The organism is Rhodanobacter sp. Soil_C_14 (genome assembly GCF_057657335.1).
In genome coordinates, this window is sequence record NZ_JBDGIQ010000001.1 from 696113 (window position 1) to 721646 (window position 25534).

Below are 25534 nucleotides of genomic sequence, written 5' to 3' on the forward strand. Positions count from 1 at the left end.
CGCTGTTTTTCGCGATGGATGGAACCGCGTCAGACGTTGAACAGGAAGTGCAGCACGTCGCCGTCCTTGACGACGTATTCCTTGCCTTCCTTGCGCAGTCGGCCGGCCGCGGCGGCGCCGGCTTCGCCCTTGTACTGGATGAAGTCGTCGTAGCTGATCGTCTCGGCGCGGATGAAGCCCTTCTCGAAATCGCTGTGGATCACGCCCGCCGCCTGCGGTGCGCTGGAGCCGCGTCGCAACTGCCACGCGCGCACTTCCTTCACGCCGGCGGTGAAATAGGTCTGCAGGTCGAGCAATTTGTAACCCGCGCGGATCACCCGGTTCAGGCCCGGCTCGTCCAGGCCCATGTCTTTCAGGAACTCGTCGCGGTCGGCGTCGTCGAGCTGCGCCATCTCTTCCTCGATCGCGGCGCACACCGGCACCACTTCGGCACCTTCGGTGGCGGCACGCGCACGCACCGCGTCCAGCAGCGGGTTGTTTTCGAAGCCGTCGTCGGCGACGTTGGCGATGTACATCAGCGGCTTCAAGGTGAGCAGGAACAGGTCGCGCACCAGCGCCTTCTCTTCCTCGTCCAGGCCGAGGCTGCGCGCGGACTTGCCTTCGTTGAGGCCGGCGGACAGTTTCTGCAGCACCGGCTTCTTGGCCACCGCCTCCTTGTCGTTCGCCTTGGCCGCGCGCTCGGCGCGGTTCAGTGCCTTGTCCACCGACTCCAGGTCGGCCAGCGCCAGCTCGGTGTCGATGGTCTCGATGTCGGAGATCGGATCAACCTTGCCGGCCACGTGGATCACGTCACCCTCGAAGCAGCGCACCACGTGGGCGATCGCGTCGACCTCGCGGATGTGCGCCAGGAACTTGTTGCCCAGGCCCTCGCCCTTCGACGCGCCAGCGACCAGCCCGGCGATGTCGACGAACTCCACCGCCGTCGGGATAACCTTCTGCGGGTTGACGATCCCGGACAGCGCATTCAGCCGCGGATCCGGCACCGGCACCACGCCGACGTTCGGCTCGATCGTGCAGAACGGAAAATTCGCCGCCGCGATACCCGCCTTGGTCAGCGCGTTGAACAGGGTGGACTTGCCGACATTGGGCAGACCGACGATGCCGCATTTGATGCCCATGGTGGGACTCCGGGGAATTCAGGGAACGGGGAACGGGGAACGTGTGGATCAGGAAACGACGGAACAGCGCGGCCCTTGCCAAGCGCTCATGTTCCCCGTTCCCCGTTCCCCGTTCCCGCTGTTGTATGCAACTGCTTCATTGCCTTCTCGAACTGGCCTTCCACCGCCAGCGGCAGCACGTCCAGGGAGCGGGCGATGCCGTCGAGGATCGCGTCCTCGTCCGTGGCCGAGGGCCGGCCCAGCACCCAGGGCGTGACCTGGTCGCGGTGGCCGGGATGGCCGATGCCGACACGCAGGCGATGGAACTTGCCGTGGCCGAGGTGGGCCATGATGTCGCGCAGACCGTTCTGGCCGCCGTGGCCGCCGTCGAATTTCATCCGCACGGTGCCCGCAGGAAGGTCCAGGTCGTCATGCGCGACCAGACATTGTTCGGGTTCGATCTTGTAATAGCGCAGCGCCGAAACCACGGCGATGCCGCTCTTGTTCATGAAGGTGGCCGGCTTCAGCAGCCAGACCGGTTCGCCGCCGAGGCGCACGCGGCAGCTTTCGCCGTGCAGCTTGCCGTCGAAGGCGAAGCGCTCGCCCTGACCGCTGGCGAGGGCGTCAACTAGCCAGAACCCGGCGTTGTGCCGGGTTCTGAGGTATTCGGCACCGGGGTTGCCCAGTCCGACGATGAGTCGCAAACCAGCCATGAGCGACCAGCCACATGATCCCGCGCCCTCACGGACGCGGGATCACACGACTTACTTCTTGTCGCCAGCCGGCTTGGCGGGAGCCTTGGCAGACTTGGCCGCGGCGGCCTTGTTCGCTTCGGCCTCGGCCTCGGCGGCAGCGTCTTCGGCGGCGTCCGCCGCGCTTTCCTTGACCACGTTCACCGTGACCACGGCAGCGTCATGCGCCTCGCCCAGCTGCAGCGCGGGCAACTCCACGTTTGCCGGCAGCTTCAGCTGCGACAGGTGGATGATGTCGCCAGCCACCAGCGCGCCCAGGTCCAGCTCGATGTAGGCAGGCAGGTCCTTCGGCAGGCAGCTGACTTCCACTTCGGTCAGGTTGTGCGAGATCACCACGCCGGAGGTCTTGCCCGCGGGCGACTTTTCCTGGTTCAGGAAGTGCAGCGGCACGTTGGCGCGCAGCTTGGCGTTCTCGTCGATGCGCAGGAAGTCCATGTGCATCATCAGCTGCTTGAACGGATGCTTCTGCCAGTCGCGCACCAGCACCTTCTGCACCTTGCCGTCGACGTTCAGGTCGAGCACCGAGGAGAAGAACCACTCGTTCTTGGCGGCGAGCAGGATGGTGTTGTGTTCGATCTGGATGCTTTCCGGCGGCTGGCCGGCGCCGTAGACAACGGCAGGCACGAAAGCGGCATGACGCAGGCGGCGGCTCGCACCTTTCCCCTCGTCCTTGCGGCTCTGCGCCTTGATTTCATGAGTCTTGGTCATTTCATTACTACCTGGTTTGTGTTTGCCGCCTCGCAGCGGCTGAGTGACTTCCCCGCGACCAGGGAAGACGTTATTTCACGCGGCATCCATGCCGCGAAAAGCTGAACATCAAGACCGCCCATCCGGGGCGGACTTTCAATTTCTTCCACGCGGCGTCCATACCGCGAAAAGCAAGATCAAGACCGTCCATCCTGGACGGACTTTCAAATCTCAATCCACGTACAGCGAACTCACCGACTCGCCGAAGGCGATGCGGCGAATGGTTTCGGCCAGCAGCTCGGCGACCGAGAGCTGGCGGATCTTGGCGCAGGCCTTGGCTTCAGGGCGCAGCGGCAAGGTGTTGGTGACCACCAGCTGGTCGAGCTGGGAGCCTTCGATGTTGCTGATCGCCGCGCCCGACAGCACCGGGTGCACGCAGTAGGCGACCACCTTGCGGGCGCCGCGCTCCTTGAGGGCAGCAGCAGCCGCGCACAGCGTGCCGGCGGTGTCGACGATGTCGTCGACCATCACGCAGGTCTTGCCTTCCACGTCGCCGATGATGTTCATCACGGTCGACACGTTGGCACGCGGCCGGCGCTTGTCGATGATCGCCAGGTCCGCGTCGTCGAGCCGCTTGGCGATCGCGCGGGCGCGCACCACGCCGCCCACGTCCGGGCTGACCACGATCAGGTCGTCCATGCTGTGGCTGCGCCAGATGTCGGCCAGCAGCACCGGCGAGGCGTAGACGTTGTCGACCGGCATGTCGAAGAAGCCCTGGATCTGGTCGGCGTGCAGATCCACCGTCAGCACCCGGTCCACGCCCGCGGCGCCGATCATGCGGGCAGCCAGCTTGGCGGTGATCGGCACCCGCGCCGAACGCGGCCGGCGATCCTGCCGGGCATAGCCGAAGTACGGCATCACCGCGGTGACGCTGGCCGCGGAGGCGCGCTTCAGCGCGTCGGTCAGCGCCAGCAGCTCGAACAGGTTGACCGCGCTGGGCGCGCCCGTCGGCTGGATCACGAACACTTCCTGCCGGCGTACGTTCTCCTCGATCTCGATCTGCACTTCGCCGTCGCTGAACGTGCCGACCAGCGCCTTGCCCAGCGGCACGCCCAGGCGATGGGCGACATCCTCGGCCAGGGCACGATGTGCGTTACCGGTAAACAGCATCATCGGGGTGGACGTGTCCACAGGTGTTACCTCGAAAACTTGGCCATCATGAAATGGCTGGGGCGGCAGGATTCGAACCTGCGTATGCGGGAATCAAAATCCCGTGCCTTAACCAGCTTGGCGACGCCCCAGTATTTGTTTGATACGTCTATCCCAGAACTTCGTCCGCTTCCATCAATCCGCAGGCACCGCGCCGGCATGTCGCTTCAACGACGACAGCAGGGGCGACACGTCGACGCCACCGGCGACATGCGCCGTGAACGCCACCGGACACTGCCTTGCCACCGCCTGCGCCCGCTCCATCGAACGCAGCTCCAGAAACACGCAACCGCCGCTGCCGGATAGTCGCGCCTGGCCGAAACCGTCCAGCCAGTCCAGCGCCGCAGCCACCCGCGGGTGCCGCGCGCACGCGACCGGCGCGAAGGCGTTTTCCGTCGTTTCGCCTGAAGCAAAGGATGAAATTGTCGCCCGCGGGGCATTTCGTGTCAATTCAGACGCTTGAAACAGCGCCGCCGTCGGCACTGCCTCATGGGGGTCGAGCACCACGTAGTGGCGCGGCGGCAGCGCCAGCGGCGTCAGCTGCTCACCCACCCCCTCGGCCCAGGCCGAGCGTCCGCGCACGAAGACCGGCACGTCCGCGCCCAGCTGGCGTCCCAGTTCGGCCAGCACATCCTCGTCCAGGCCCAGCCGCCACAGCTGGTTCAGCGCCACCAGCACGGTCGCCGCATCCGAGCTGCCGCCGCCCAGGCCACCGCCCATCGGGATGCGCTTGTCCACCTCGATGTCGGCACCCAGGCTCGTCGCGGCGTGCCGCTGCAACAGGCGCGCGGCGCGCACCACCAGATCGTCGGCCTCGGCCACGCCGGGAATGCCCCGTACGCGCCGGATCTCGCCGTCATCGCGCACGCGCAGGCGCACTTCGTCACCCCAGTCGAGCAGGCGGAACACCGTCTGCAGCTCGTGGTAGCCATCGGCCCGTCGCCCGACGATGCGCAGGAACAGGTTCAGCTTGGCCGGCGCCGGCCACACCGTCCATTCAGCGGGCGCGGGGGGTGTCAGCGGGCGGCTCATGAATACGCGCAAGGTGTCGGGAAAGCCGTTCTCGCGATCGCGCTGGCGCGCAAACGCAAAGGCGGGATCGTGCTTGTCGACCACGACAAAACCGTGCTTCGCGTAGAACGGCGCATTCCACGGCACGTCGGCCAGGGTGCCCAGGTCCACCCGCCGGTAACCGGCCGAACGGGCCCACGCGCAAGCATGTTCCAGCAACGCGGCACCGATCCCGCGCCGGCCGTAGAGCGGTAGCACGTCGATCTCGGCGATGCCGATCGCACCGGGTGCCAGCTCCGCGTCCAGCCAGACGAAGCCCACCGGATCGCCGGCCTCGCCCAGCGCGACCCAGACCAGGCCACGGCTGATCGCCTGCAACAGCTGCTCCGGCGGCATCGACAGCGCCGCATAGCTCGTCCATGCCGGATGCCCGCGGAACAGGTGCACGGCCTTGCGCTCGATCGCGCACAAGGCCTCGACCTGGCCGGGTTCAGCGCGTGCGATGGAAAAGGGCATGCTTGCGTTCCGGAATTCGCCGAACGATCGGCAGGCGATCAGGGGCGCAAAGACTAACCCAGCCGGGCGAAGTTACTGAAACTGCCAGGACTCGATCGACAGCTTCACCTTGTACGGCGGCCGGGCAGCGAACACCCGGGTCGGCAACGGCGGCTGGCGGGTCTCGTCCCAGGCGCGATAGTCGACCGTCCATCCATCCTGCTGCAGCAGCGAAGGCAGGCGGTTCTCGCCGAAGCTCAGCTCGGCCGGGCCACTGTCCGCACGCGCGCCCAGCACCCAGGCGCGCAGGTCGCGCAGCGGCACCTCCCAGCCCAGCGCCTTGCGCATCAGCGCCTCGGCGTCCGGCCCCTGCAGCGGACCGTGCTCCAGTCCTTCCAGCACGGCGCCGTCGGGACCACCGCTGAGGCGGAAATTCATCCCGCTGATCGCCGGTCCGCGCAAGGTGAATTCGTAGCGCTCGCCATCCTGGCGCCAGCTGAAGCTGCCGCTGCCGCCGTCCTTGCCGTTGGAAATGCCCAGCCTTCCCTGCAGCGACCAGTGGTCGGCATGCGCCAGCGCCTGTTCGCGCGCGAGCTGCGCATTCAACAGGCTTGCATCACCCTTCACCCGCACGGCCTGCGGTACGCAGGCGGCCAGCGACAGCAGGGCCACGATGGCGAAAAGCGCCTGCCAGCGCCTCATGGATGCAGCCGCTTCAGCGCCTGCTGCAGGTTGTCGTTGTGCGGATCGAGCTTGCGCACCTCGTCGAAGACCCGCTGCGCATCCTGCCTGTGGCCTTGCTGCCACAGCACCTCGCCCAGGTGCACGCCGACGTCGGCGTCCTTGCGGGCCAGCCAGGCGCCACGCAGCGTCTGCGCCGCCTGGTCGAGATGACCGAGGCGGTACTGCAGCCAGCCCCAGGAATCGGCGATCGCCGGATCATCGGGCTTGGCCGCGCGGGCGGCGCTGATCAGCCGGGTGGCTTCGGGCAGGTCGCGATTGGCATCGGCCAGGGTGTAGCCCAGCGCGTTGCTGGCATCGACGTCGCCGGGCTTGAGTTTCAGCAGGCGCTCGAAATCCTGCACCGCCTGATCCACCTGCCCGCCCTCGGCGTAGGCCAGGCCGCGGCCGTACAACAGGCCCGGATCATCCGGCACCACCTGCAATGCGCGACTGAACGCCGCCTCCGCCTTCGCATAGTTCTGCTCGGTCAGATACAGCTCGGCGTCGGCTTGCCAGGCCTGGCGCAGTTGGTCGGGCTGGTCGAGATAGGCCAGCTGCAACTGCTCCAGCAGCGCGTGCGCATCGCTGCGCTTGCCCTGCCCGTGCAGGATGATCGCGCTGCGCAGGTCGGCGTCGAACGCGTGAGCGTCGTCGTCGCCCACCTGGTCGTACCAGGCCAGCGCCTCGGCTGGCTTGTTCTGCATTTCGGCCAGCTGGCCCAGCAGGTAGGCGCTGTGTTCGCGCACGTCGGTCGGCGCGTTCTGCAATTGCCGATAGAGCGCCGCCAGCGCCTTGTCGTCGTGCAGATGCGCGGCCAGTCCCGCGCGCATCGCGTAGGTGTCCGCGTTCTGCGGACCCTGCGCCAGCAGCTTGTTGGCAGCGGCGTAGTCACCCGCCTGGCCCAGCAGGCCCGCGTAGGCAAGCCGCAGCCGGGTGTTCTTCGGTTCCTTCGCCAGGGCCTTCTGCAGCAGGGCGGCGGCGCCGTCGCGGTCGCCGTCCTTGAACTTCATCTGGGCCGCCCAGGTATAGGTCTCGGCCGTCCGGAAACGCTGCATCGCCGCCGTGGCGATCTGCGCGGCGTAGGCGTGACGACCCAGGCGGTCACCCAGCTCGCTCATCGCCAGCCAGGCCTGGGCATCGGCCGGCAGCCGCTGCGGCGTGGCCAGGGCTTCCAGCAGCCGGGCCGCCTGGGCCTGGTCGCGCGCACCCACCAGCACCCGGCCGAACTGGCGCCAGGCATCCTTGTCACCGCTGCCGACCAGGATTTCCAGCTGGCGCCGCGCCTCGGCGGTGTCGCCGACATCCAGCGCCAGCTGCGCCCGCGCCTGAGCGATCGCGGCGGGCTTGGCGCCCAGCGCCTGCCAGCGCGCCAATGCGCGCCGGGCCGCATCGTCGTCGTGCACCGCGATGGCCAGGCCCGCCGCACGCTCCGCCACCTTCGGATCATTGCTCAAGGCCATCGCCTTGTCGTAATGACCGGCGGCAGCCTTGAGGTCGGTGCGGGTCAGCGCCATCTCGCCGGCCAGCAATTGGGCCAGCACGTCATGGTCAGCATCCGGCGTGGCCACCACCAGGTGCGCCAGCGGTTGCACCGGGTCGTTCATCTTCGGCGTGGTGCGCACCGGCGCGGCAGCACAGGCCGCCAGCCCAAGCGCCATGGTCGCCACTGCCGTAAAATGCCGCACTTGCTTGAACTTGCCGGGCCCGCTGCGCACACTACTCTCCATCCACATGCCTGCCTTGACCGTGCCGGTCACCACTTCGCGGCGTTGCGCCAAGCTTAGCCTACGCCGCCGGATCGCCGCCGCCGAGATGTTCCGACCACCATGCCGCTGATCGCCCTCGGGCTCAATCACCTCACCGCGCCGGTCAGCCTGCGCGAGCAGGTGGCGTTCGACGCGGACGCCGCCGGCCCTGCGCTGCGCGCGCTGCTCGGCGAGCCGGGCGTGGAAGAGGCGATGATCCTGTCCACCTGCAACCGCACCGAGCTGTACGTCGGCATCGCGGCAGGTGCCGAGGACATCCCGCGGGCGTGGCTGAATCGTCATCACCATCTGACCCCCGGCAAGCTGGATGAGTTCCTGTACCGGCATGACGAGGACGACGCCGTGCGGCACATGTTCCGCGTCGCCACCGGGCTGGACTCGATGGTGCTGGGCGAGCCGCAGATTTTGGGCCAGGTGAAGGACGCCTACCAGCTGGCGCGCGGCGCGCAATCGCTGAAGGCACCGATGGACCGGCTGCTGCAGCACACCTTCGCGGTGGCCAAGCGCGTGCGCACCGACACCCGCATCGGCGCACACACGGTATCGGTGGCGTTCACCGCGGTGCGCCTGGCCGAGCAGGTCTTCACCGACCTGAAGCAGGCCTGCGTGCTGCTGATCGGCGCCGGCGACACCATCGAGCTGGCCGCGCGGCACCTGGCCGAAAAGCAGGCGCGGCGGATCATCGTGGCCAATCGCACGCCGGAAACCGCGCAGGAACTGGCCGGACGTTACGGCGGCTACGCGATCGCACTGGCCGACCTGCCGCAGCACCTGGCCGAGGCGGACATCGTGATTTCCTCCACCGCCGCGCGGCAGCCGATCGTGACCCGCGCGATGGTCGAGCAGGCCATGCTGGCGCGCAAACGCCGGCCGATGTTCATGGTCGACATCGCGGTGCCGCGCGACATCGAGGCCGACGTGGGCGAACTGCCCGACGTCTACCTCTACGGCATCGACGACCTGCGCCAGGTGATCGACGAGAACATCCGCTCGCGCGCCGCCGCCGCCCACGACGCCGAAGCGATCATCGACCTGCAGGTCGACCGCTACATGGCCTGGCGCCGCGCGCTCACCGTGCGCAATCCCGCACTGGACATGCGCCAGCACGCCGAGGTGTATCGCGACGAGGTGCTGACGAAGGCCCGCGGCATGCTGGCACACGGCAAATCACCGGACGAGGCGCTGGCGTTTCTCGCCAACACGCTGACCAACAAGCTGCTGCACCACCCCAGCGCCCGCCTGCGCGAGGCCGCGCTGAACGGCGACCTCGACCTGCTGCACGCGGCGGGGCGGCTGTACGGGCTGGACGAAGACGAGCAGGCGACCCGGGGCGAATAGCCAGGGCGGCTGGCTGCCGCGCACCGAAGTTTCCCCGCCCTCTCCCGCCACACTCGTTACCGGCCTGCCATGACCCCATCGATCCGCCGCAAGCTCGAGGCGCTGTCAGAGCGCCATCACGAAGTCGGCCTGCTGCTGTCGCAGCCGGACGTCCACGCCGACAACAGCCGTTTCCGCGAACTTTCCCAGGAATACGCCCAGCTCGAACCGGTGGCCGCGTCGCTGCGCGAGCACGACCAGGCCGAGCGCGAACTGGACGAAACGCGCGCCATGCTGGACGACCCCGAGCTGCGCGAGATGGCGGTCGACGACGTGCGTCGGCTGGAACAGCATCTGCAGGATCTGGACGGCCAATTGCAGTTGCTGCTGCTGCCGAAGGACCCACGCGACGAGGCGAATCTCTATCTGGAGATACGCGCCGGCAGCGGCGGCGACGAAGCGGCGATCTTCGCCGGCGACCTGTTGCGCATGTACCTGCGCTACGCCGAAAGCCGTCGCTGGCACGTCGAAATCCTCAGCGAGCACGCCGGCGAACACGGCGGCTACCGCGAAGTCGTGGCCCGCGTCGAAGGCAGTGGCGCGTATTCTCGGCTGAAGTTCGAATCCGGCACCCACTGCGTCAAGCGCGTGCCGGTCACCGAGTCGCAGGGCCGCGTGCACACCTCGACCGCCACCGTAGCCGTGCTGCCCGAACTGGACGAGATCGACGACATCACGATCAATCCCGCCGACCTCAAGACCGACACCTTCCGGGCCTCCGGCGCCGGCGGCCAGCACGTCAACAAGACCGACTCGGCGATCCGCATCACCCACCTGCCCACCGGCACTGTGGTCGAATGCCAGGAAGAGCGCAGCCAGCACAAGAACCGCGCCCGCGCGATGAGCCTGCTGAAGGCGCGCCTGCTCGACGCCGAACGCAGCAAGCAGACCGCCGAACAGGCCGAGTCGCGCCGCCTGCAAGTCGGCACCGGCGACCGCAGCCAGCGCATCCGCACCTACCGCTACAAGGACAACCTGGTCACCGACCACCGCATCGGCCTGAACCTGTACAGCCTCGCCGAGATCATGCAGGGCGACCTGGCCGAACTGATCGACACGCTGATCCGCGAACACCAGGCCGACCAACTGCAGGCGCTTGGCGGCATGTGATCCGAGCCCGAGGGAAATTCATGATCAAGCTTTTCTCCATCGAGTTACGCCGGCAGCCATGCACGATTCTGCGCATCGCCGCCATGGCGATGGCCTGTTCATGGCTGTTTTTGGTCAGCCCCGTCGCCGCTGCGGAACGAGCGGCGACACCACAGGCTGTGGATGCTCCGGCTGTTCGCGTGCGAGCGTTCTACCAATGGTATCTGGGCGAACTTTCCAGGGACCAGCATCCGCTGGACGAAAGCAGGACGATGGATCGCTATGTATCGAAAGCCCTTGTTAGCGAAATACGCAGGCAGGCAAACAGTCCCGACGGACTGGAGCAGGACTATTTCATCGAGGCTCAGGATATTCTGGAGGACTGGCCCAACCACGTCGCAGTCACCGATGAAAAAGTTGACGGCAAGACTGCAACGGTTCGCGTGGTACTGGGCACAACCAAGCCCACTGAGCATGAACTGAAGATCAGCCTGGTCAAGCTCGGCAACTGCTGGAAGATCCGCACGGTGACGCCCGCCGAATAGTCGGCGAGGAGAGTTCTCCGAAAGCCGCTCGCACAATGATCACCGCGAAAGGCTGCGAAGCTTATTCGGGCATTCGTCGGACTCAGTCGCCCCCTCCCCTGCTTGCAGGGGAGGGTTGGGGTGGGGTCGCTCTTCGCCGAGCCAAGGTCAAAAGCTCACCCCCTCACGACCTCCCCCTGCTGGCAGGGGGAGGAGCAGAAGCCACCTGCGAACCAGTGGGCAACGAAAGCCGCTCTGCTCCCTCCCCTGCTTGCAGGGGAGGGTTGGGGTGGGGTCGCTCCTGAACCTCACCCTCACGCCGCGGCGGGTTACCCTGCACGCGACATGGCATTCGGCGAGGCGATCATGGGCAAGCGCTACCGCAAGGCGATCGGGGAACTGCAGCTGGAACTGGTGCGGCTGCAGCATGGCTTGCGTAGCAGCGGCAAGCGCCTGCTGGTGATCTTCGAAGGGCGCGATGCGGCCGGCAAGGGCGGCACCATCAAGGCGATCACCGAAAGCCTGGACACCCGCGGCTATCGCATCGCCGCACTGGGCAAGCCCAGCGAGGAAGAAGCCACCCAGTGGTATTTCCAGCGCTACGTCGCCCACCTGCCCAGCGCCGGCGAGTTCGTGCTGTTCGATCGCAGCTGGTACAACCGCGCCGTGGTGGAGCCGGCGATGGGTTTCTGCACGGTCGCCCAGTACGAGGCCTTCCTCGATGCCGTGCCGGCCTTCGAGAAGCTGCTCGCCGACGACGGCATGATCCTCGTCAAATACTGGCTGGCGGTGGACCAGGCCGAACAGGAGCAACGTTTCGCCGAACGCGCCGACGATCCGCTGAAGCGCTGGAAGCTGTCGCCGGTGGATCTGGCCGCACGCCAGAAATACGCCGAGATGGGCAAGCTGCGCGACGTGATGATCGAACGCACGCACGCCGACCACGCACCGTGGTTCGTGGTCGATTTCAACAACCAGAAGCGCGGCCGCATCAACCTCATCCGCCACCTGCTGCAGCAGGTGCCGCTGCATGAGGAAGCGGTGCCCAAGGTGAAGTTGCCCAAGCTGAAGGGCAAGCCGCGAGGCGAACATGTCACCGACAAGGCGCTGTGGGTGCCGGACACGTTCCAGGAACCGACGGACTAGAGCTGCCCCGAAAGCGATCGCCCAGGGTCCTTCGACTTCACTGCGCTGCGCTCGGGACGAACGGGAGTTGCCACGGTGTGCGGCCGATTCACCCGCCCGTGCGAAAGCCTTGCAGCTCCTGCTCCGGCAGCTCTTCGCGGACGACCGCATCGACCCGCGCCGCCGGCGGCCCCTGCCACAGCCAGCGCTCCAGCGCGTCCAGCGCACCGGCCGGGCCGCTGGCGAGCACCTCGACGCGGCCATCGCTGCGATTCGTTGCATGGCCGGCGACGCCGAGCGCCACCGCCTGCTCGCGGGTGCTGGCGCGGAAGAACACGCCCTGTACCCGTCCGCTGACGATGAAGCGCGCCGTCGGCATCACGATGCATCCATCACGGCTGGCCGATCAGCGCGGCCAGCGACGCCTCGGTCACCGGCCCCACGATGTGTTTGGCCACCTTGCCGTCCGGACTGATCAGGTACGTCGTCGGCAGGCCGCGCGGTTCGTCGAAGTCCTTCAGCGGCTTGTCCAGCGTGACCTGGGCGATCGGGTACACCACGGGATGCTTGGCGATGAAGGCCTTGATGTCCGCCAGTTCGCTGTCGTCGTAGGCCAGGCCGATCGCGGCGACGTTCTTGTGGCTGGCCACGAAACGCGAGATGTCCGGCATCTCCTTGATGCACGGCACGCACCAGGTCGCCCAGTAATTCACGATCACCCACTTGCCGCGCTGCGCGGACAGGTCGAAGGTCTTGCCGTCCAGCGTGGTGACGTGCAGCGTGGGGCGCTCCGGCATGGCCGCCTGCGCGGCAAGGCCGAAGGCGAGCGCCAGGCCGAGCACGGCGGAGCGGAACGACGTGGAATGCAGCAGGGTCATGCGGGGAGTTCCTCGGTGTCGGCCGCCACCGTGGCGACCGGGGGATAGATTTCGTCGAGCCGGGCGCCCAGTTTCGCCTTCAGCTCGGCCGCCAGGTCGGCCAGCATGGCGAGCAGTTCGGGTGGCAGTTCGATGCCCAGCGTAGCCGCCTCTTCCACCGGCTGCAGCGGCAAGCGGTAGTCGGTGTGGCGATAAACGCGCAACAGGTCGGTGCTGTCCAGGCTGCGGCACAGCAGCCAGCCGCCGGCCTCGCCACGCTGGATCAGTTCGGCCTGGTCGAGGTCGTCGAAATAGGCCGAGATCAGCGCGCTGCGCAAATACGGCTCGCGTACCCGCAGGTCGGCCGGGTCCACGCAATCGCCGCGCCGCTGCGCCTCCACGAAATGCCGCAGCACCACCAGCAGGCCGAGGAACTCCGCGCCCTCGGGCAGGGTTTCCTTGGGCGCGTGATACTCGAACGCCGAAGCGGACGCGGCGATCGACGCGGCCAGGATCACGATCACCCACGACAGGTAGATCCACAGCAGGAAGATCGGGATCGCCGCCAGCACGCCGTAGATCTGCTGGTAGGTCTGCGCGTGCTGCACGAACTGGCCGAAGCCCCAGCGCGCGATCTCGAACAGCACCGCGCCCAGCAGCGCGCCGATCGCCGCGTCGCGGCGCGACACCTTGCAGTTGGGGATCACCGCATACATCAGCCACAGGGTGAAGAACGTCACCAGGAACGGCAGCACGCTGAGCAGGCCCTGGGTCAGCGCACCGAACTGGTCCACCGCGTTGTGCAGCAGCGGCGCGGCCGTCACGTAGGACGTCGCCGCGATGCCGCCGACCACCAGGATCGGCCCCAGCGTCAGCGCCGCCCAGTACAGCAGCAGGCGCGAACCCCAGCTGCGCGCCTGGTGCACGCGCCAGATCCGGTTCAGCCGGTCCTCGATGCTGATCATCATCGACAGCGCGCTGAACAGCATCACCAGGATGCTGATGCCGGTGAGCTTGCTGGCGTTCGCGGCAAACCCCAGCATGGTCGCCTGCACCGCCTCGCCGGTGGATGGCACGAAATTGTTGAACACGAAGTTGATCAGCGTGTCGCGCGCCGGCTGGAACACCGGGAACGCCGAGAACATCGCCAGCACCGCCACCGTCAGCGGCACCAGCGACACCAGCGTGGTGTACGAAAGCGCGCCGGCCGTCTCGAAGCACTTGTCGTCGATGAAGCGCTGCCAGATGAAGCGGCTGAACGTCCTGGTGCGGTCGCGATTGAAACGCCGGATCATCACGGTCCTCTCGTCGCTGAGCCCATACGGGCGCCGACGATGACCACCAACATGGTGGGTATCGGCCGGTACACTAGCGTATTGGCCGTGAAAGCCTCAAACGCGCGAGTCGACGCTGCATGAATCATGAAATCCTGGTCCTCTACTACAGCCGCAGCGGCCACACCGCGCAGCTCGCGCGGCTGATCGCCCGGGGCATCGAGGAAGTGCCCGGCATGCGCGCGCGCCTGCGCCAGGTGCCGCCGGTGGCGCCGCTGACCGAAGTGGCCCAGCCGCCCGAACCCGAAGACGGCGCACCCTACGTGCAGAAGCAGGACCTGCTCGACTGCGTGGGCCTGGCGATGGGCAGCCCCACCCGCTTCGGCAACATGGCCGCGCCGCTGAAACATTTCCTCGACACCACCGGCGCCGAGTGGGCCAGCGGCGCCCTGGTCGGCAAGCCGGCCGCGCTGTTCACCTCCACCAGCACCATGCACGGTGGCCAGGAAACCACCTTGCTGACGATGGCCTTGCCGCTGCTCCATCACGGCATGCTGATCGTCGGCCTGCCCTACACCGAACCGGCACTCACCAGCACCCAGAGCGGCGGCACACCGTACGGTCTCAGCCACGTGGCCGGCGCCAAGGGCGACAACCCGATCAGCGACCACGAACGCGAACTGGCCCGCGCCCTGGGCCGCCGTCTCGCCGACGTGGCCCGTCGACTGGCGACCAATCCATGAGCACGACGCCGCGCGCCCCGATCCTGCCCGTCTACCGCCTCGGCCTGATCGCCTGGGCCCTGCTCGTCGTGCTGCAACTCGCCTGGCACGCCTGGCTGTTCCCGCCGCAAAGCATGCCGATCACCCTGCTGCTGGCGATCACCGTCGTCCCCCTGCTGCTGCCCCTGTTCGCCATCCGCGACGTACGCCGCGCCCTGCTCTGGGTCGGCATCCTCAGCCTGTTCTACTTCTGCCACGGGGTGTCCGAGGCATGGAGCGCGGCGAGTGCAGAACGCTGGCTGGCGGTGGCGGAGATCGTGCTGACGGTGTTGTTGATTGGGACGCTGGGGGCTGGGGTGAAGCGGCGGCCTGCTGCGCCGATTACGCGCGATTGAGTGACGGCATCACGTCCGACCGCTGATAACCTCGTTTGGTGCTCGTCCCATGCCTAAGGCTCCGTAGTGTGAGCGAGGCTTAGTTGGCCACATCCCCTTTATTTACGTCATCAGGGCTCTTCGGCGGAATCTCCTGCAAAGGCTCGGGCGAAGATCTCGCCCATCGCCCCTTCCGCAGATGGCGTTCGGGCAGCCTCCCGCTCGCGACTTCGACCCGTCCACGCCTCGGTCAGCTGGTCGATGTCCCTCAGTCCTGTCTGCTTGGCGAACAACACATACGGCATCACCCTCGCGTATGAGCAATCGTCCATGTCGCCATGGAAACTCACCGCGAAGGCGCGCGAGGAAGACCACCAGCCGTCTTGGCCCGACCAACCATCGTCTGAGGCCTCGCCGTCCATGTCGTTCGCGTCATCCTCTGCACTAGCGAACTCCCAGCGGTCCCCTGAAATGCCCTTCCATCGTGCTGCGTGAGTGGTATCGAAGAATCGCGGCTCCGCGTTCGCCAGTCCCGCAAGGACGCCGACCAAGTTCGTGCAGATCAACGAGGCCGCAATGCGATACACGACGTGAGCTTTGCCGGCGCACAGGATAAAGACCGTGCGCCAGCGATCGCGATTGACATCATGGAAATCGCGGCCATCGACCTCGATGGCGATGGATCGGCCCGAGGGATGGACGAGCAGCATGTCGAGACGGAACGGCCCGGCCGCGGTATCCACCCACGCTTGAGTGCGGAATGTCACACCAGGGGCCAATGAAGCCGAAATCCGCTCGCCTAGCGATTCCTCCGGTGGGCTCTCATACGCGTAACGGATGACTTCTAGCCGCGCGAGCGTCTCACTAATGTGTTTAATGGCCATGCAGTGAATGGTACGCGCCTATGTCTCGCCCCTCGAGACAACAAGTCTGTGAATAAGTTGTCCGTTGTTGTCACGGATGCCGGATGGCGGCCAGTCCCGCTAATGTTCGTCCGGCTCTATCGCCATAGGTGGATCCACAGAGGCGGTGGGTGTCAGTGCCGACAACCTTCCGGTAGCGCACACGCCCTCACCCAAACACAACCATACTTTGCCGACTCAACGCTACCGCCTCCCCACCCGGCCCCCACAGCATCGCGCTCTGGTTCGTGTAGCCGTCGCGGGCAGCAATGAGTTCAGCGTCCACGCGCCAGTCGTCCATGCCCAGATCGTCATAGCGGTCGCGCAACAGTTCGAGCATCCAGGTGAGCGAGCTGCCGGGGGTCGGCGTGGCGAACATCGACAGGGCGATCGGCGGGATGAAGTCGGCGAAGGCGAGCACGTGGGTTTCGTCGACGGGGCCTTGGTCGCGCAGTGAAAGCTGCAGCACGTTTTCGCGCTGGTGGCCGCCGCTGAACGGCAGGTCGCCGCGCAGCCAGCGGGCGCGGAAGTGCTGGGTGAAGGCCGGCATGCGGCCTTCGGCGTAGCGCAGCTCTGGCGCTGCGGCGTTTTCCACGGGCTGTTGCACGGGCTGGAAATCCAGGACCGACGGCCGCGCGTTGCCGAACACGCCGAGCAGCTGGCACAGGATCTGTTCGCCATCATGCAGGCTGGCCTCGACCTGGATCGCGCTGCGGCCTGCGCGCAGGCGTTGTGCGCGGATGCTCACCGTGCCGGCCGGCACCGGCGCGATGAAAGTCACCTGCAAGGTGCGCAGCGGCATGTCGACGGGCACCAGTTCGCGCATGGCGCGCAGGGCCAGCGCCGCCTGCAGGCCGCCGAAGGCGCTGCGACCCTGCAGCCAGTCTTCGCTTACCGTGGCCTGCCAGCCGTCGCCATGGCGGGTGACGCTCTGCATCGCTTCGGAAAATCGCATGGGTTGCGCCTGCGCCGGGGAAGGGCTTTCGATGATGCCAGCGCAACGCGCCGAATGCCTGCGTGCCTATACTCGACACCTCGACTCTGGACGGAGTGCGCCATGGCCTTCCTGCAGGATCCGCCGCAACTTCTTCATCCCTATCGCAGCGACCGCTCGCTGCTGGCCCTGCTCGATCGCGCGCTGCCGGCCGGGCGGCGCGCGGCGCTGGATGCCGACCTGGATGCGCTGGGCGATTACGCGCAGATGGCATGGCGTCGCGCGTGCAGCACGACGCGGCGCAAGCCGGTGCTGACGCAGTGGGATGCGTGGGGTCGGCGGGTCGATCGCATAGAGCTGACCACGGCCTGGCAGGAAGGCCCCGGCATCACCACCCGCCATGCGGTGCTCGCCGCCGGCCATGCGGACAGCGAGCATGCGCGACTGGAGGAATTTGCCCGGGTTTACCTGTACCACCTGGCCAGCGAGTTCTATACCTGCCCGCTGGCGATGACCGACGGCGCCGCCACCGCGATCAAGGCGTCGGGCAACCGCGAGCTGATCGAGCGCGTGTTGCCGCGTTTCCTCAGCCGCGATGCATCGACGTTCTGGCTCAGCGGCCAGTGGATGACCGAGAACGCCGGCGGCTCCGACGTGGGCAACACCGAAACCGTCGCGCGACAGGATGCAGGCGGCCAGTGGCGGCTGTACGGGCGCAAGTGGTTCAGCTCGGCGGTGGTCGGCGAAGCGGCGCTGGCGCTGGCGCGGCCCGAAGGCGCGGGCAGCGGCACGGCGGCGCTGGCGCTGTTCTACGTCGAGACGATGGACGGCGAGCGGCGCAAGAGCGAGCTGGTCATCGACCGGCTGAAGGACAAGCTGGGCACGCAGGAATTGCCCACCGCGGAAATCCATCTGGACGGCCTGCCCGCCTGGCCGCTGGGCGAACTGGCCCACGGCGTGCGCCAGGTGGCGCCGATGCTCAACGTGACCCGCACCTGGAACGGGATCTGCGCCGTGGCCAGCATGGCACGCGCGATCAGCCTGGCGCGCGACTTCGCCACGCGGCGGCAGGCGTTTGGACGGCCATTGATCGAGCAGCCGCTGCACGCGCAGACGCTGGCCGACATGCAGGCGGAGTTCGAGGGCGCGTTGGCGCTGGCGTTCGAGGTGGCCCACCTGCTCGGCCGCGTCGAGCACGGCACGGCCGCCCCGCACGAGGCCGCGCTGCTGCGCCTGCTGACGCCGCTGGCCAAGCTGTGGACCGGCAAGCTGGCGGTGCAGGTCTGCTCGGAGGCGATCGAATGTTTCGGCGGCGCCGGCTACATCGAGGACACCGGCCTGCCGCAGTTGTTGCGCGACGCGCAGGTGTACGCGATCTGGGAAGGCACCACGAACGTGTTGTCGCTGGACAGCCTGCGCGCGCTGGCCGGCGACAGCCTGGGCGCGCTGCGCACGGCCAGCACGCACTGGCTGGATGGCAACGACGACATGCACGCGGCCAGCGCGATCCGGCAGACGCTGGACGCGGCCGCGCGCTGGCTCGACCAGCATGCGGCCGCACGCGAAACCCTGGAATCGGGCGCACGCGGCCTCGCGTTCACGTTGGCTCGTTGTGCGGCGGCGGCCCTGCTGGCGAGACAGGCGAGCTGGTCGAGCGCTCATGCCGACCCGCGGCCTGCCGCGGCACTGCGCCGTTTCGTCCGCCTCGGGCTCGATCGGCTGATCGTGCCGGACGGGGACAACACCGCGTTGTTGCTGGGCTAGCGACTGCAGGCTGCGACGCGCGGCGAAGATCAAGAGCGACCCCACCCCAGCCCTTTCTGCGACCGAAGGAAGTCCCCTTGCGGGACGAGCAGGGGAGGGAGCGGAGCATCGGCTTCGTGGTGCGGCCGGCGGGGCCGCTGGGTCGGCAATGCTGTGGGCGGGGCTGGCACGGGCTAAAATGCCGGGATTCTCTCCATGGCCCACCGACATGCAGCATCTGACCATCGTCACCACCGGCGGCACGATCGACAAGATCTATTTCGACGACAAGTCGGACTACAAGATCGGCGCGCCGCAGATCGGCGAGATCCTCGGCCAGCTCGGCGTGGCGTTCCAGTTCGACGTGATCCCGATCCTGCGCAAGGACAGCCTGCACATGGGCGCCGAGGATCGCGCGCTGGTGCGTTCGACGATCGAGGCGCAGCCGCATCGCCACGTGCTGGTCACCCACGGCACCGACACCATGGTCGAAACCGCGCGCGAACTGGCGAATATCAAGGGCAAGGTGATCGTGCTGACCGGCGCGCTGAATCCCGCCCGCTTCCAGGGCTCGGACGCGGTGTTCAACATCGGCTGCGCGGTGGCCGCGGTGCAGACCCTGCCCGACGGCGTCTATATCGCCATGAACGGTCGCGTGTGGGACCCGGCCAGCGTGCGCAAGAACCGCGACGCCAACCGCTTCGAGCCGGTGGGCTGAAGTCCGGCGCTTTCGCCAGCCACGCCCAAATCCAGCCCTGCTCCCCAAATGAAGAACCCCGGCCGAAGCCGGGGTTCCCGTTTGCACCGTCACGCGATGAGCGTGAGGATCAGTTGCTGCTGGTGGTCAGGGTGACACCCGAGAACGTCTGGTACGCACGCACCTTGATGTAATAGGTGGTGTTGCTGGTCGGGGTGAACGTGCAGGTCTCGTTGTTGCCGGTCTTGTACGGACGGCAGTTGTAGCTGCTGGTGGTCGGTGCACTGCCGGCCTTCACGTACAGATCCGCGTCACCGGTACCACCGGCGATCGAGATGGTCGCCGTATGACCCGCGGTGACCGCCTGGGTGTAGGTCGTGGAGAAGTTGCCGGTGCTCACGGTCGGCAAGTTGACCGAGGTGCTGCCGCCGCCACCGCCGCCACCACCGCTGCCGGTGCTGTACGAGGCCTTCACCGTGACGCCGGAGTAGGACGCGTAAGCGTGGACCTTGACGTAGTACTTGCCCGCGACGGGCGACGCCACGGTGCAGCTTTCCGAGTTGCCCGTCTTGTACGGACGGCAGTCGTAGCTGCTGGTGGTCGGCGCGCTGCCGGCCTTGGTGTACAGGTCCGCATCGCCGGTACCGCCGGAGATCGACATCACCAGGTTGGTGGCGCCTGTCGGCACCGTGATGAAGTAGTCGTTGTCGGCACCCGTCGAGGCCGACACGCCGGTCACCGCCACGTTGTTCTGCAACTCGGTGGTCGTGCCACCGCCGCCGCCACCGCCGCCACCGGTGCCCGGGCAGGCCACGCCCACGCCGTTGAACGCGGTGATCACGTCATTCGCGTTGTAGCCCAGGTCGGTCGCCGCCGACTCCACGCCGCAGGCGCCGGAGTTGAAGGTGGAGGTGGCCGTCCAGTACGACTTGTTGGCCAGCGCGAAGGCCTGGAACGCCTTCTTCACGTCCCAACCCGAGGTCTTGGCCAGCAGGCAGAACGCCTTGTTGTACACGCCGCTGGAGTAATGCACGTCGAGGCTGGAGGTGTAATCGGCCGCGTTGTCGATCGAGCCGCCATCCTGCGGCGGGTTGCACATGTAGCGCAGCGCATCGCCGATGCCGGCACTGGTCTTGACGATGTCCGCGCCGACCAGGAAGTCGGCCGCGCCGCGGTCGTAGAACTCGGCCGCTTCGCCGGCGATGTCCGAGTACGCCTCGTTCATGCCGCCGGACTGGCCGTCGTATTCCAGGTTCGAATTCTGCTCGGTGTAACCGTGGCTGATTTCGTGGCTGGTCACGTCCAGCGACACCAGCGGGTAGAACGTGCTGGCACCGTCGCCGAAGTTCATCGCCGAGCCATCCCAGAACGCGTTCTCGTAGTTGCTCTTGTAATGCACGTTCATGCGCAGCTGCATGTTCAGCGGCGGTGCGCCGGTGTAGGCGTTGTACATGTCATGCACCACGCCACCGAAATGGTGGGCATCGTTGACCGGCGAGTAGGCGCCGTTGATCGCGTCGGTGTCGCTGTTGGAGCAGGTGAAGCTGACCACCGAACCGCCACTGGTGCCGTGGTTGAGGTTGTAGGTCTTCACGTTGGTATTGACCAGCGTGCAGGTGCTGCCGGACTGGGTCACGTCGAGCGCGGCGTAGTCGGTGCCGTAGAGGTACTTGCCGGTCTTCTGGTTGCCGCCCGGGCCGGTGGCCGAAGCATCGGTCAGGCCATTCCAGCTCTTGATCACGGCACCGGTATTGGCGTCGATGATCGCGGTCGGACGCGACGGATTCGCGCCGTTGACGAAGTACGACACGCGGTAGACCAGGCGTGCAGTGCCATTGTCCTGCGGATACACGAACAGGTCGGTCTTCTGGTTGCTGATGGTGGTGCCACCGACCAGGGTGGTGTGCGCATGCGCCCTGAGTGCGGTGAGCGCACGGGCGGCATTCAACTTCGGGGCCACCGAGCTCAGGCCGAGCTGGGCGTCCTGCATCAGTTCACCCGAGGCGCGCAGGGCATTGCCCTGGGCGTCCTGAACCACGGCGATGCTGCGGCCGTAGACCGGCACGCCGCGATACATCTGCTGCTGGCGCACGACCTTGTGACCATTGGCGATGCTGACGGCGCTGCGCGGTGCCAGCGACATGTCCTGACCGAGGTTGAGCTGCGCGGCCAGCGAGCTGGCCGGCACCGCACCGAGGTTCTGTGCATGCAAGGTCTTGGTGGTGGCGGCAGTGGCCACCGAAGCGGTGGCCATGCCGATCGCGGCAACCAGCAATTTCAGACGGTAATGATTGGGCATTTACAAACTCCTAGACAAAATTTTAGGGACAATCGGACCCGATGCGGCCACAAGGACCCCATGCAGATTTGCCGTGCGAGGCACGGCCCCTTCTTCGTGTGCTGTCTAGCGATCCCAAACTACATCCGTATCGCCTGCCCTCCCCCTGACATTCCATGTACAGGCAGCGCGTGGATGCGTAATTGCAAGACGACGATGGCGTCGCCACAGGATCATCCGCCGACCTCCCCGGAAAGCGGATGCGACACGTTATTCCTCGACAGGCAAGCTAGCTATCTGATTTTTTCCTACCCCGGGTGACGGACATCACAGCGACGGGGCGGGTGTGTGGCGATACGGAACAGGTTCAGTTGCGCGCAGGGAAATTTCGCTGGCCGTGAAGTGATCTTCGCCAGTCGACGCGCTGTCGTGCTCATGAAGCGACTTGCAAAAACGCCTTGCTGCACGTCGTTGCACGAACAAAAAAACCCCGGCCGAAGCCGGGGTTCCGAGCGAACTTGTCGCGAAGCTGCGCCGGTCATTCCGGCGCAGCTTCGACCAACTTCAGTTCAGCGTTTCCGTCAGCGTCACGCCGGAGAACGTCTGGTACGCACGCACCTTGATGTAGTAGGTGGTGTTGCTGCTCGGCGTGAAGGTGCAGCTTTCGTTGTTGCCGGTCTTGTACGGACGGCAGTTGTACGAACTGGTGGTCGGCGCGCTGCCGGCCCGCACGTACAGATCCGCGTCACCGGTACCACCGGAGATCGCGAAGGTCACGGTATGGCCGGCCTGTACCGTCTCGGTATAGGTGGACGACCAGTTGCCGGTACTCACGGTCGGCAGATCCACCGAGTCGCTGCTGCCGCCACCACCACCACCGCCGGTGCTGTACGACGCCTTCACCGTGACACCGGAGTAGGACGCGTAAGCGTGCACCTTGATGTAGTACTTGCCAGCGACGGGCGACGCCACGGTGCAGCTTTCCGAGTTGCCCGTCTTGTACGGACGGCAGTCGTAGCTGCTGGTGGTCGGCGCGCTGCCGGCCTTGGTGTACAGATCCGCATCGCCGGTACCGCCGGAGATCGACATCACCAGGTTGGTGGCACCCGCCGGCACCGTGATGAAGTAGTCGTTGTCGCCACCCGTCGAGGCCGACACGCCGGTCACCGCCACGTTGTTCTGCAGCTCGGTCGTGCCACCGCCGCCACCGCCGCCGCCACCCGGACAGGTCACGCCCACGCCGTTGAACGCGGTGATCACGTCATTCGCGACGTAGCCCAGGTCGGTCGCCGCCGACTCCACGCCGCAGGCGCCGGAGTTGAAGGTGGAGGTGGCCGTCCAGTACGACTTGTTGGCCAGCGCGAAGGCTTGGAAGGCCTTCTTCACGTCCCAGCCCGAGGTCTTGGCCAGCAGGCAGAACGCCTTGTTGTACACGCCGCTGGAGTAATGCACGTCGAGGCCGGAGGTGTAGTCGGCCGCGTTGTCGATCGAGCCGCCATCCTGCGGCGGGTTGCACATGTAGCGCAGCGCGTCACCGATGCCGGCACTGGTCTTGACGATGTCCGCGCCGACCAGGAAGTCGGCCGCACCGCGGTCGTAGAACTCCGCCGCTTCGCCGGCGATGTCCGAGTATGCCTCGTTCATGCCGCCGGACTGGCCGCTGTATTCCAGGCCGGAGTTCTGCTCGGTGTAGCCGTGGCTGATTTCGTGGCTGGTCACGTCCAGCGACACCAGCGGGTAGAACGTGCTGGCGCCATCGCCGAAGTACATCGCGCTGCCGTCCCAGAACGCGTTCTCGTAGTTGCTGAGGTAGTGCACCTTCATCACCAGTTGCATGTTCAGCGGCGGCGCACCGGTATACGAGTTGTACATGTCATGCACCACGCCACCGAAGTGATGCGCGTCGTTGACCGGCGAATAGGCGCCGTTGATCGCATCGGTGTCGCTGTTGGGACAGGTGAAGCTGACTACCGAACCGCCACTGCTGCCGTGGTTGAGGTTGTAGGTCTTCACGTTGGTGTTCTGCAGCGTGCAGGTGCTGCCGGACTGGGTCACGTCGAGTGCCGCGTAGTCGGTGCCGTAGAGGTATTTGCCGGTCTTCTGGTTGCCGCCGGGACCCGTGGCCGAAGCATCGGTCAGGCCGTTCCAGCTCTTGACCACTTCACCGGTGTTGGCGTCGATGATCGCGGTCGGACGCGACGGGTGCGCGCCGCCCACAAAGTACGACACGCGGTAGACCAGGCGAGCGGGGCCGTTGTCCTGCGGATACACGAACAGGTCGGTCTTCTGATTGCTGATCGTGGCGCCACCGACCAGGCTGGTGTGTGCATGTGCCTTGAGCGCGGAGATCGCGCGGGCAGCGCTGAGCTTGGGCAGCACCGAGGTCAGCCCCAGCGAGGCACTCTGCATCAGTTCGCCGCTCGCACGAAGCGCGTTGCCCTGCGCATCCTGCACCACGGCGATGCTGCGGCCGTAGACCGGAACGCCGCGATACATCTGCTGCTGGCGCACGACCTTGTGACCGTTGGCGATGCTGACGGCGCTGCGCGGTGCCAGCGACATGTCCTGACCGAGGTTGAGCTTGGTTGCCAGCGTGCTGGTGGGCACTGCTCCCAGATTCTGCGCATGCAGGGTCTTGGTGGTGGCAGCGGTGGCGACCGAGGCGGTAGCCATGCCGATCGCGGCGACCAGCAATTTCAGGCGGTAATGATTGGGCATTGAATGAACTCCTAGACAATGACGGGGACAGGCGAGCCCGATGCGGCCACGCGGCCCCATGCAAGATTTGCCGTGCGAGGCACGACCCCTTCTTCAATTTCTGTCTAGCGATCCCAAACTACATCCGTATCGCCTGCCCTCCCCCTGACATTCCATTGTGCAGGCAGTGCGGGGATGCGTAACTGCAAGACGGCGATCACGCCGCCAAAGGACCATCCGTCAACCTCCCCGAAGACGGATCGCTTTACCATAGGCTTCGAATCAAGCCGGAACAACCCGACTTTTTCCTACTTGGAGTGACCGATATCACAGAGTCGGCCGTCATCGCGGACGCAGGCAAAAAGCGCGAATTCATCGTGAATAACGCGTGCACGAGACCACGCATCAGCAGGCTCGCCTGCATTTCACGGTGCGGTGAACGTCGATGATCGGAGCGATGGCAGAGACGATCGCGCGATGAACCCGTGCGCAGTTCTTCGCCGAACCGCACGGATGAAACTCAGAGCATGCCGGTTTCGAGTTTCGCCGCGTCGGACATCATCGAGTGCGACCACGGCGGATCGAACACCAGGTCCACCTCGGCCTCGCTGATCGTGGGAATCATCTCCAGCTTGGTGCGCGCATCGTCGACCAGGATGTCGCCCATGCCGCAACCGGGAGCCGTCAGCGTGAGTTTCACGTAGACCTTGCGCTCGCCGGATGCGATCTGTTCCAGGCTGAGGTCGTAGACCAGCCCCAGCTCGACCACGTTCACCGGGATTTCCGGATCGAACACGGTACGCAACTGCTCCCAGGCGAGCTTCTCCACATCCTCGTTGGTGGCGTTCGCCGGCACCTGGATGGGTTCGGGTCGCGGCTTGCCCAACGCGTCGGCGTCGTCGCCGGCAATGCGGAACAGATTGCCTTCCACGTAGACGGTGAAGCTGCCACCCAGCGCCTGGGTGATGTAGCCGATCTGGCCCGCGGGAAGCGTCACCTGCTCGCCCTGCGGCACCATCACGGCATTGCAGTCGCGCACCAGGGTGAACGGTTCGCTGCTCAGACTGAAACCACTCATGCCAACGCCAATCCTGTCTCGATGGGCGCGCACGTGCGTCGAACCCGGGTTGCCTATTATGCCGGCCGCCGCGTGCGGCCGCTTGTCCCAGATCAGGCCTCGGCGGCCGAACTCAAGGGCCCG

General features: G+C 66.4%; 23 protein-coding genes and 1 tRNA gene. 8 read left to right on the top strand and 16 right to left on the bottom strand.

The window, feature by feature from the left end; all coding sequences use genetic code 11:
• Positions 1-29: 29 nt before the first annotated feature.
• The 8 genes from ychF to AC3A56_RS03330 form a co-directional block, all read right to left on the bottom strand.
• Positions 30-1118 carry a redox-regulated ATPase YchF gene (gene ychF, locus AC3A56_RS03295; protein WP_487769311.1) on the bottom strand — a complete coding sequence of 363 codons (1089 nt, stop codon included), beginning with the start codon at positions 1116-1118 and terminating at the stop codon, positions 30-32.
• Between the two features lie 86 nt (positions 1119-1204).
• Positions 1205-1810: an aminoacyl-tRNA hydrolase gene (pth, locus tag AC3A56_RS03300; protein WP_487769312.1), complete on the bottom strand. Its 606-nt coding sequence runs from the start codon at positions 1808-1810 to the stop codon at positions 1205-1207.
• Positions 1811-1861: 51 nt separating this feature from the next.
• Entirely contained in the window at positions 1862-2557 is a 696-nt protein-coding gene (locus AC3A56_RS03305; RefSeq protein WP_487769313.1) for a 50S ribosomal protein L25/general stress protein Ctc, read from the bottom strand.
• A gap of 210 nt (positions 2558-2767) precedes the next feature.
• Complete coding sequence (locus AC3A56_RS03310; protein ID WP_200946082.1) at positions 2768-3709, bottom strand: ribose-phosphate diphosphokinase; 942 nt, start codon at positions 3707-3709, stop codon at positions 2768-2770.
• 51 nt (positions 3710-3760) lie between these two features.
• Positions 3761-3837, bottom strand: a tRNA-Gln gene (locus tag AC3A56_RS03315).
• 43 nt (positions 3838-3880) lie between these two features.
• Entirely contained in the window at positions 3881-5272 is a 1392-nt protein-coding gene (gene ispE / locus AC3A56_RS03320) for a 4-(cytidine 5'-diphospho)-2-C-methyl-D-erythritol kinase (protein WP_487769314.1), read from the bottom strand.
• A gap of 72 nt (positions 5273-5344) precedes the next feature.
• The gene (gene lolB, locus AC3A56_RS03325) at positions 5345-5953 is read right to left on the bottom strand and encodes a lipoprotein insertase outer membrane protein LolB (RefSeq protein ID WP_056714290.1); all 609 of its coding nucleotides are present in this window, start codon (positions 5951-5953) and stop codon (positions 5345-5347) included.
• Positions 5950-7632, bottom strand: coding sequence for a tetratricopeptide repeat protein (locus AC3A56_RS03330; protein WP_487769627.1), 1683 nt, complete (start codon positions 7630-7632; stop codon positions 5950-5952). Before AC3A56_RS03330 ends, lolB begins: the two co-directional genes overlap by 4 nt.
• Before the next feature lie 168 nt (positions 7633-7800).
• Between AC3A56_RS03330 and hemA the strand changes: the two genes are divergently transcribed.
• From hemA to ppk2, 4 genes are all read left to right on the top strand, one after another.
• Positions 7801-9078 (top strand): glutamyl-tRNA reductase, encoded by a 1278-nt coding sequence (hemA, locus tag AC3A56_RS03335; RefSeq protein WP_487769315.1) that lies wholly within the window; start codon positions 7801-7803, stop codon positions 9076-9078.
• A gap of 69 nt (positions 9079-9147) precedes the next feature.
• Positions 9148-10227 carry a peptide chain release factor 1 gene (prfA, locus tag AC3A56_RS03340; protein WP_487769316.1) on the top strand — a complete coding sequence of 360 codons (1080 nt, stop codon included), beginning with the start codon at positions 9148-9150 and terminating at the stop codon, positions 10225-10227.
• 20 nt (positions 10228-10247) lie between these two features.
• Positions 10248-10751 carry a DUF3828 domain-containing protein gene (locus AC3A56_RS03345; RefSeq protein WP_487769317.1) on the top strand — a complete coding sequence of 168 codons (504 nt, stop codon included), beginning with the start codon at positions 10248-10250 and terminating at the stop codon, positions 10749-10751.
• Positions 10752-11096: 345 nt separating this feature from the next.
• On the top strand, positions 11097-11876 hold the full coding sequence (gene ppk2 / locus AC3A56_RS03350; protein WP_487769628.1) for a polyphosphate kinase 2: 780 nt from the start codon (positions 11097-11099) through the stop codon (positions 11874-11876).
• 88 nt (positions 11877-11964) lie between these two features.
• Here the strand turns inward: ppk2 and AC3A56_RS03355 are convergent, their stop codons facing one another.
• The 3 genes from AC3A56_RS03355 to AC3A56_RS03365 are packed head-to-tail and all read right to left on the bottom strand — an operon-like array spanning position 11965 to position 14007.
• On the bottom strand, positions 11965-12234 hold the full coding sequence (locus AC3A56_RS03355; protein WP_487769318.1) for an acylphosphatase: 270 nt from the start codon (positions 12232-12234) through the stop codon (positions 11965-11967).
• Positions 12235-12247: 13 nt separating this feature from the next.
• Complete coding sequence (locus AC3A56_RS03360; protein ID WP_487769319.1) at positions 12248-12733, bottom strand: TlpA family protein disulfide reductase; 486 nt, start codon at positions 12731-12733, stop codon at positions 12248-12250.
• Positions 12730-14007 (bottom strand): YihY family inner membrane protein, encoded by a 1278-nt coding sequence (locus AC3A56_RS03365; RefSeq protein ID WP_487769629.1) that lies wholly within the window; start codon positions 14005-14007, stop codon positions 12730-12732. Before AC3A56_RS03365 ends, AC3A56_RS03360 begins: the two co-directional genes overlap by 4 nt.
• Before the next feature lie 119 nt (positions 14008-14126).
• Here AC3A56_RS03365 and wrbA point away from each other — a divergent pair, with 119 nt between their 5' ends.
• Positions 14127-14729, top strand: coding sequence for an NAD(P)H:quinone oxidoreductase (gene wrbA, locus AC3A56_RS03370; RefSeq protein WP_487769320.1), 603 nt, complete (start codon positions 14127-14129; stop codon positions 14727-14729).
• The gene (locus AC3A56_RS03375; RefSeq protein WP_487769321.1) at positions 14726-15103 is read left to right on the top strand and encodes a DUF2069 domain-containing protein; all 378 of its coding nucleotides are present in this window, start codon (positions 14726-14728) and stop codon (positions 15101-15103) included. Before wrbA ends, AC3A56_RS03375 begins: the two co-directional genes overlap by 4 nt.
• Positions 15104-15213: 110 nt before the next feature.
• Here AC3A56_RS03375 and AC3A56_RS03380 read toward each other — a convergent pair whose 3' ends face one another.
• Entirely contained in the window at positions 15214-15966 is a 753-nt protein-coding gene (locus AC3A56_RS03380; RefSeq protein ID WP_487769322.1) for a hypothetical protein, read from the bottom strand.
• A gap of 187 nt (positions 15967-16153) precedes the next feature.
• Complete coding sequence (locus AC3A56_RS03385; protein WP_487769323.1) at positions 16154-16939, bottom strand: acyl-CoA thioesterase; 786 nt, start codon at positions 16937-16939, stop codon at positions 16154-16156.
• Positions 16940-17041: 102 nt separating this feature from the next.
• Between AC3A56_RS03385 and AC3A56_RS03390 the strand changes: the two genes are divergently transcribed.
• Positions 17042-18682, top strand: a complete 1641-nt coding sequence (locus AC3A56_RS03390; RefSeq protein WP_487769324.1) for an acyl-CoA dehydrogenase family protein — start codon at positions 17042-17044, stop codon at positions 18680-18682.
• A 208-nt stretch (positions 18683-18890) separates the two neighbouring features.
• Positions 18891-19379, top strand: coding sequence for an asparaginase domain-containing protein (locus AC3A56_RS03395; RefSeq protein WP_007806907.1), 489 nt, complete (start codon positions 18891-18893; stop codon positions 19377-19379).
• Positions 19380-19488: 109 nt separating this feature from the next.
• On the opposite strand, the gene AC3A56_RS03400 is transcribed toward AC3A56_RS03395, so the two are convergent.
• From AC3A56_RS03400 to sufT, 3 genes are all read right to left on the bottom strand, one after another.
• Positions 19489-21657 carry a M4 family metallopeptidase gene (locus tag AC3A56_RS03400; RefSeq protein WP_487769325.1) on the bottom strand — a complete coding sequence of 723 codons (2169 nt, stop codon included), beginning with the start codon at positions 21655-21657 and terminating at the stop codon, positions 19489-19491.
• 543 nt (positions 21658-22200) lie between these two features.
• Entirely contained in the window at positions 22201-24354 is a 2154-nt protein-coding gene (locus AC3A56_RS03405; protein WP_487769326.1) for a M4 family metallopeptidase, read from the bottom strand.
• 499 nt (positions 24355-24853) lie between these two features.
• Positions 24854-25411, bottom strand: a complete 558-nt coding sequence (gene sufT, locus AC3A56_RS03410; protein ID WP_056717890.1) for a putative Fe-S cluster assembly protein SufT — start codon at positions 25409-25411, stop codon at positions 24854-24856.
• Positions 25412-25534: the final 123 nt, after the last annotated feature.

Excerpts from the sequence above, each read along its gene's own strand:
- AC3A56_RS03385 (WP_487769323.1), bottom strand. The coding sequence starts at position 16,939 with ATGCGATTTTCCGAAGCGATGCAGAGCGTCACCCGCCATGGCGACGGC.
- AC3A56_RS03355 (WP_487769318.1), bottom strand. The coding sequence starts at position 12,234 with ATGCCGACGGCGCGCTTCATCGTCAGCGGACGGGTACAGGGCGTGTTC.
- AC3A56_RS03360 (WP_487769319.1), bottom strand. The coding sequence starts at position 12,733 with ATGACCCTGCTGCATTCCACGTCGTTCCGCTCCGCCGTGCTCGGCCTG.
- AC3A56_RS03365 (WP_487769629.1), bottom strand. The coding sequence starts at position 14,007 with ATGATCCGGCGTTTCAATCGCGACCGCACCAGGACGTTCAGCCGCTTC.
- wrbA (WP_487769320.1), top strand. The coding sequence starts at position 14,127 with ATGAATCATGAAATCCTGGTCCTCTACTACAGCCGCAGCGGCCACACC.
- pth (WP_487769312.1), bottom strand. The coding sequence starts at position 1,810 with ATGGCTGGTTTGCGACTCATCGTCGGACTGGGCAACCCCGGTGCCGAA.
- lolB (WP_056714290.1), bottom strand. The coding sequence starts at position 5,953 with ATGAGGCGCTGGCAGGCGCTTTTCGCCATCGTGGCCCTGCTGTCGCTG.
- AC3A56_RS03380 (WP_487769322.1), bottom strand. The coding sequence starts at position 15,966 with ATGGCCATTAAACACATTAGTGAGACGCTCGCGCGGCTAGAAGTCATC.
- ppk2 (WP_487769628.1), top strand. The coding sequence starts at position 11,097 with ATGGGCAAGCGCTACCGCAAGGCGATCGGGGAACTGCAGCTGGAACTG.
- AC3A56_RS03390 (WP_487769324.1), top strand. The coding sequence starts at position 17,042 with ATGGCCTTCCTGCAGGATCCGCCGCAACTTCTTCATCCCTATCGCAGC.
- AC3A56_RS03375 (WP_487769321.1), top strand. The coding sequence starts at position 14,726 with ATGAGCACGACGCCGCGCGCCCCGATCCTGCCCGTCTACCGCCTCGGC.
- prfA (WP_487769316.1), top strand. The coding sequence starts at position 9,148 with ATGACCCCATCGATCCGCCGCAAGCTCGAGGCGCTGTCAGAGCGCCAT.
- AC3A56_RS03405 (WP_487769326.1), bottom strand. The coding sequence starts at position 24,354 with ATGCCCAATCATTACCGCCTGAAATTGCTGGTCGCCGCGATCGGCATG.
- AC3A56_RS03305 (WP_487769313.1), bottom strand. The coding sequence starts at position 2,557 with ATGACCAAGACTCATGAAATCAAGGCGCAGAGCCGCAAGGACGAGGGG.
- AC3A56_RS03310 (WP_200946082.1), bottom strand. The coding sequence starts at position 3,709 with ATGATGCTGTTTACCGGTAACGCACATCGTGCCCTGGCCGAGGATGTC.
- AC3A56_RS03395 (WP_007806907.1), top strand. The coding sequence starts at position 18,891 with ATGCAGCATCTGACCATCGTCACCACCGGCGGCACGATCGACAAGATC.
- AC3A56_RS03400 (WP_487769325.1), bottom strand. The coding sequence starts at position 21,657 with ATGCCCAATCATTACCGTCTGAAATTGCTGGTTGCCGCGATCGGCATG.
- ispE (WP_487769314.1), bottom strand. The coding sequence starts at position 5,272 with ATGCCCTTTTCCATCGCACGCGCTGAACCCGGCCAGGTCGAGGCCTTG.
- ychF (WP_487769311.1), bottom strand. The coding sequence starts at position 1,118 with ATGGGCATCAAATGCGGCATCGTCGGTCTGCCCAATGTCGGCAAGTCC.
- AC3A56_RS03345 (WP_487769317.1), top strand. The coding sequence starts at position 10,248 with ATGATCAAGCTTTTCTCCATCGAGTTACGCCGGCAGCCATGCACGATT.
- hemA (WP_487769315.1), top strand. The coding sequence starts at position 7,801 with ATGCCGCTGATCGCCCTCGGGCTCAATCACCTCACCGCGCCGGTCAGC.
- AC3A56_RS03330 (WP_487769627.1), bottom strand. The coding sequence starts at position 7,632 with ATGGCGCTTGGGCTGGCGGCCTGTGCTGCCGCGCCGGTGCGCACCACG.
- sufT (WP_056717890.1), bottom strand. The coding sequence starts at position 25,411 with ATGAGTGGTTTCAGTCTGAGCAGCGAACCGTTCACCCTGGTGCGCGAC.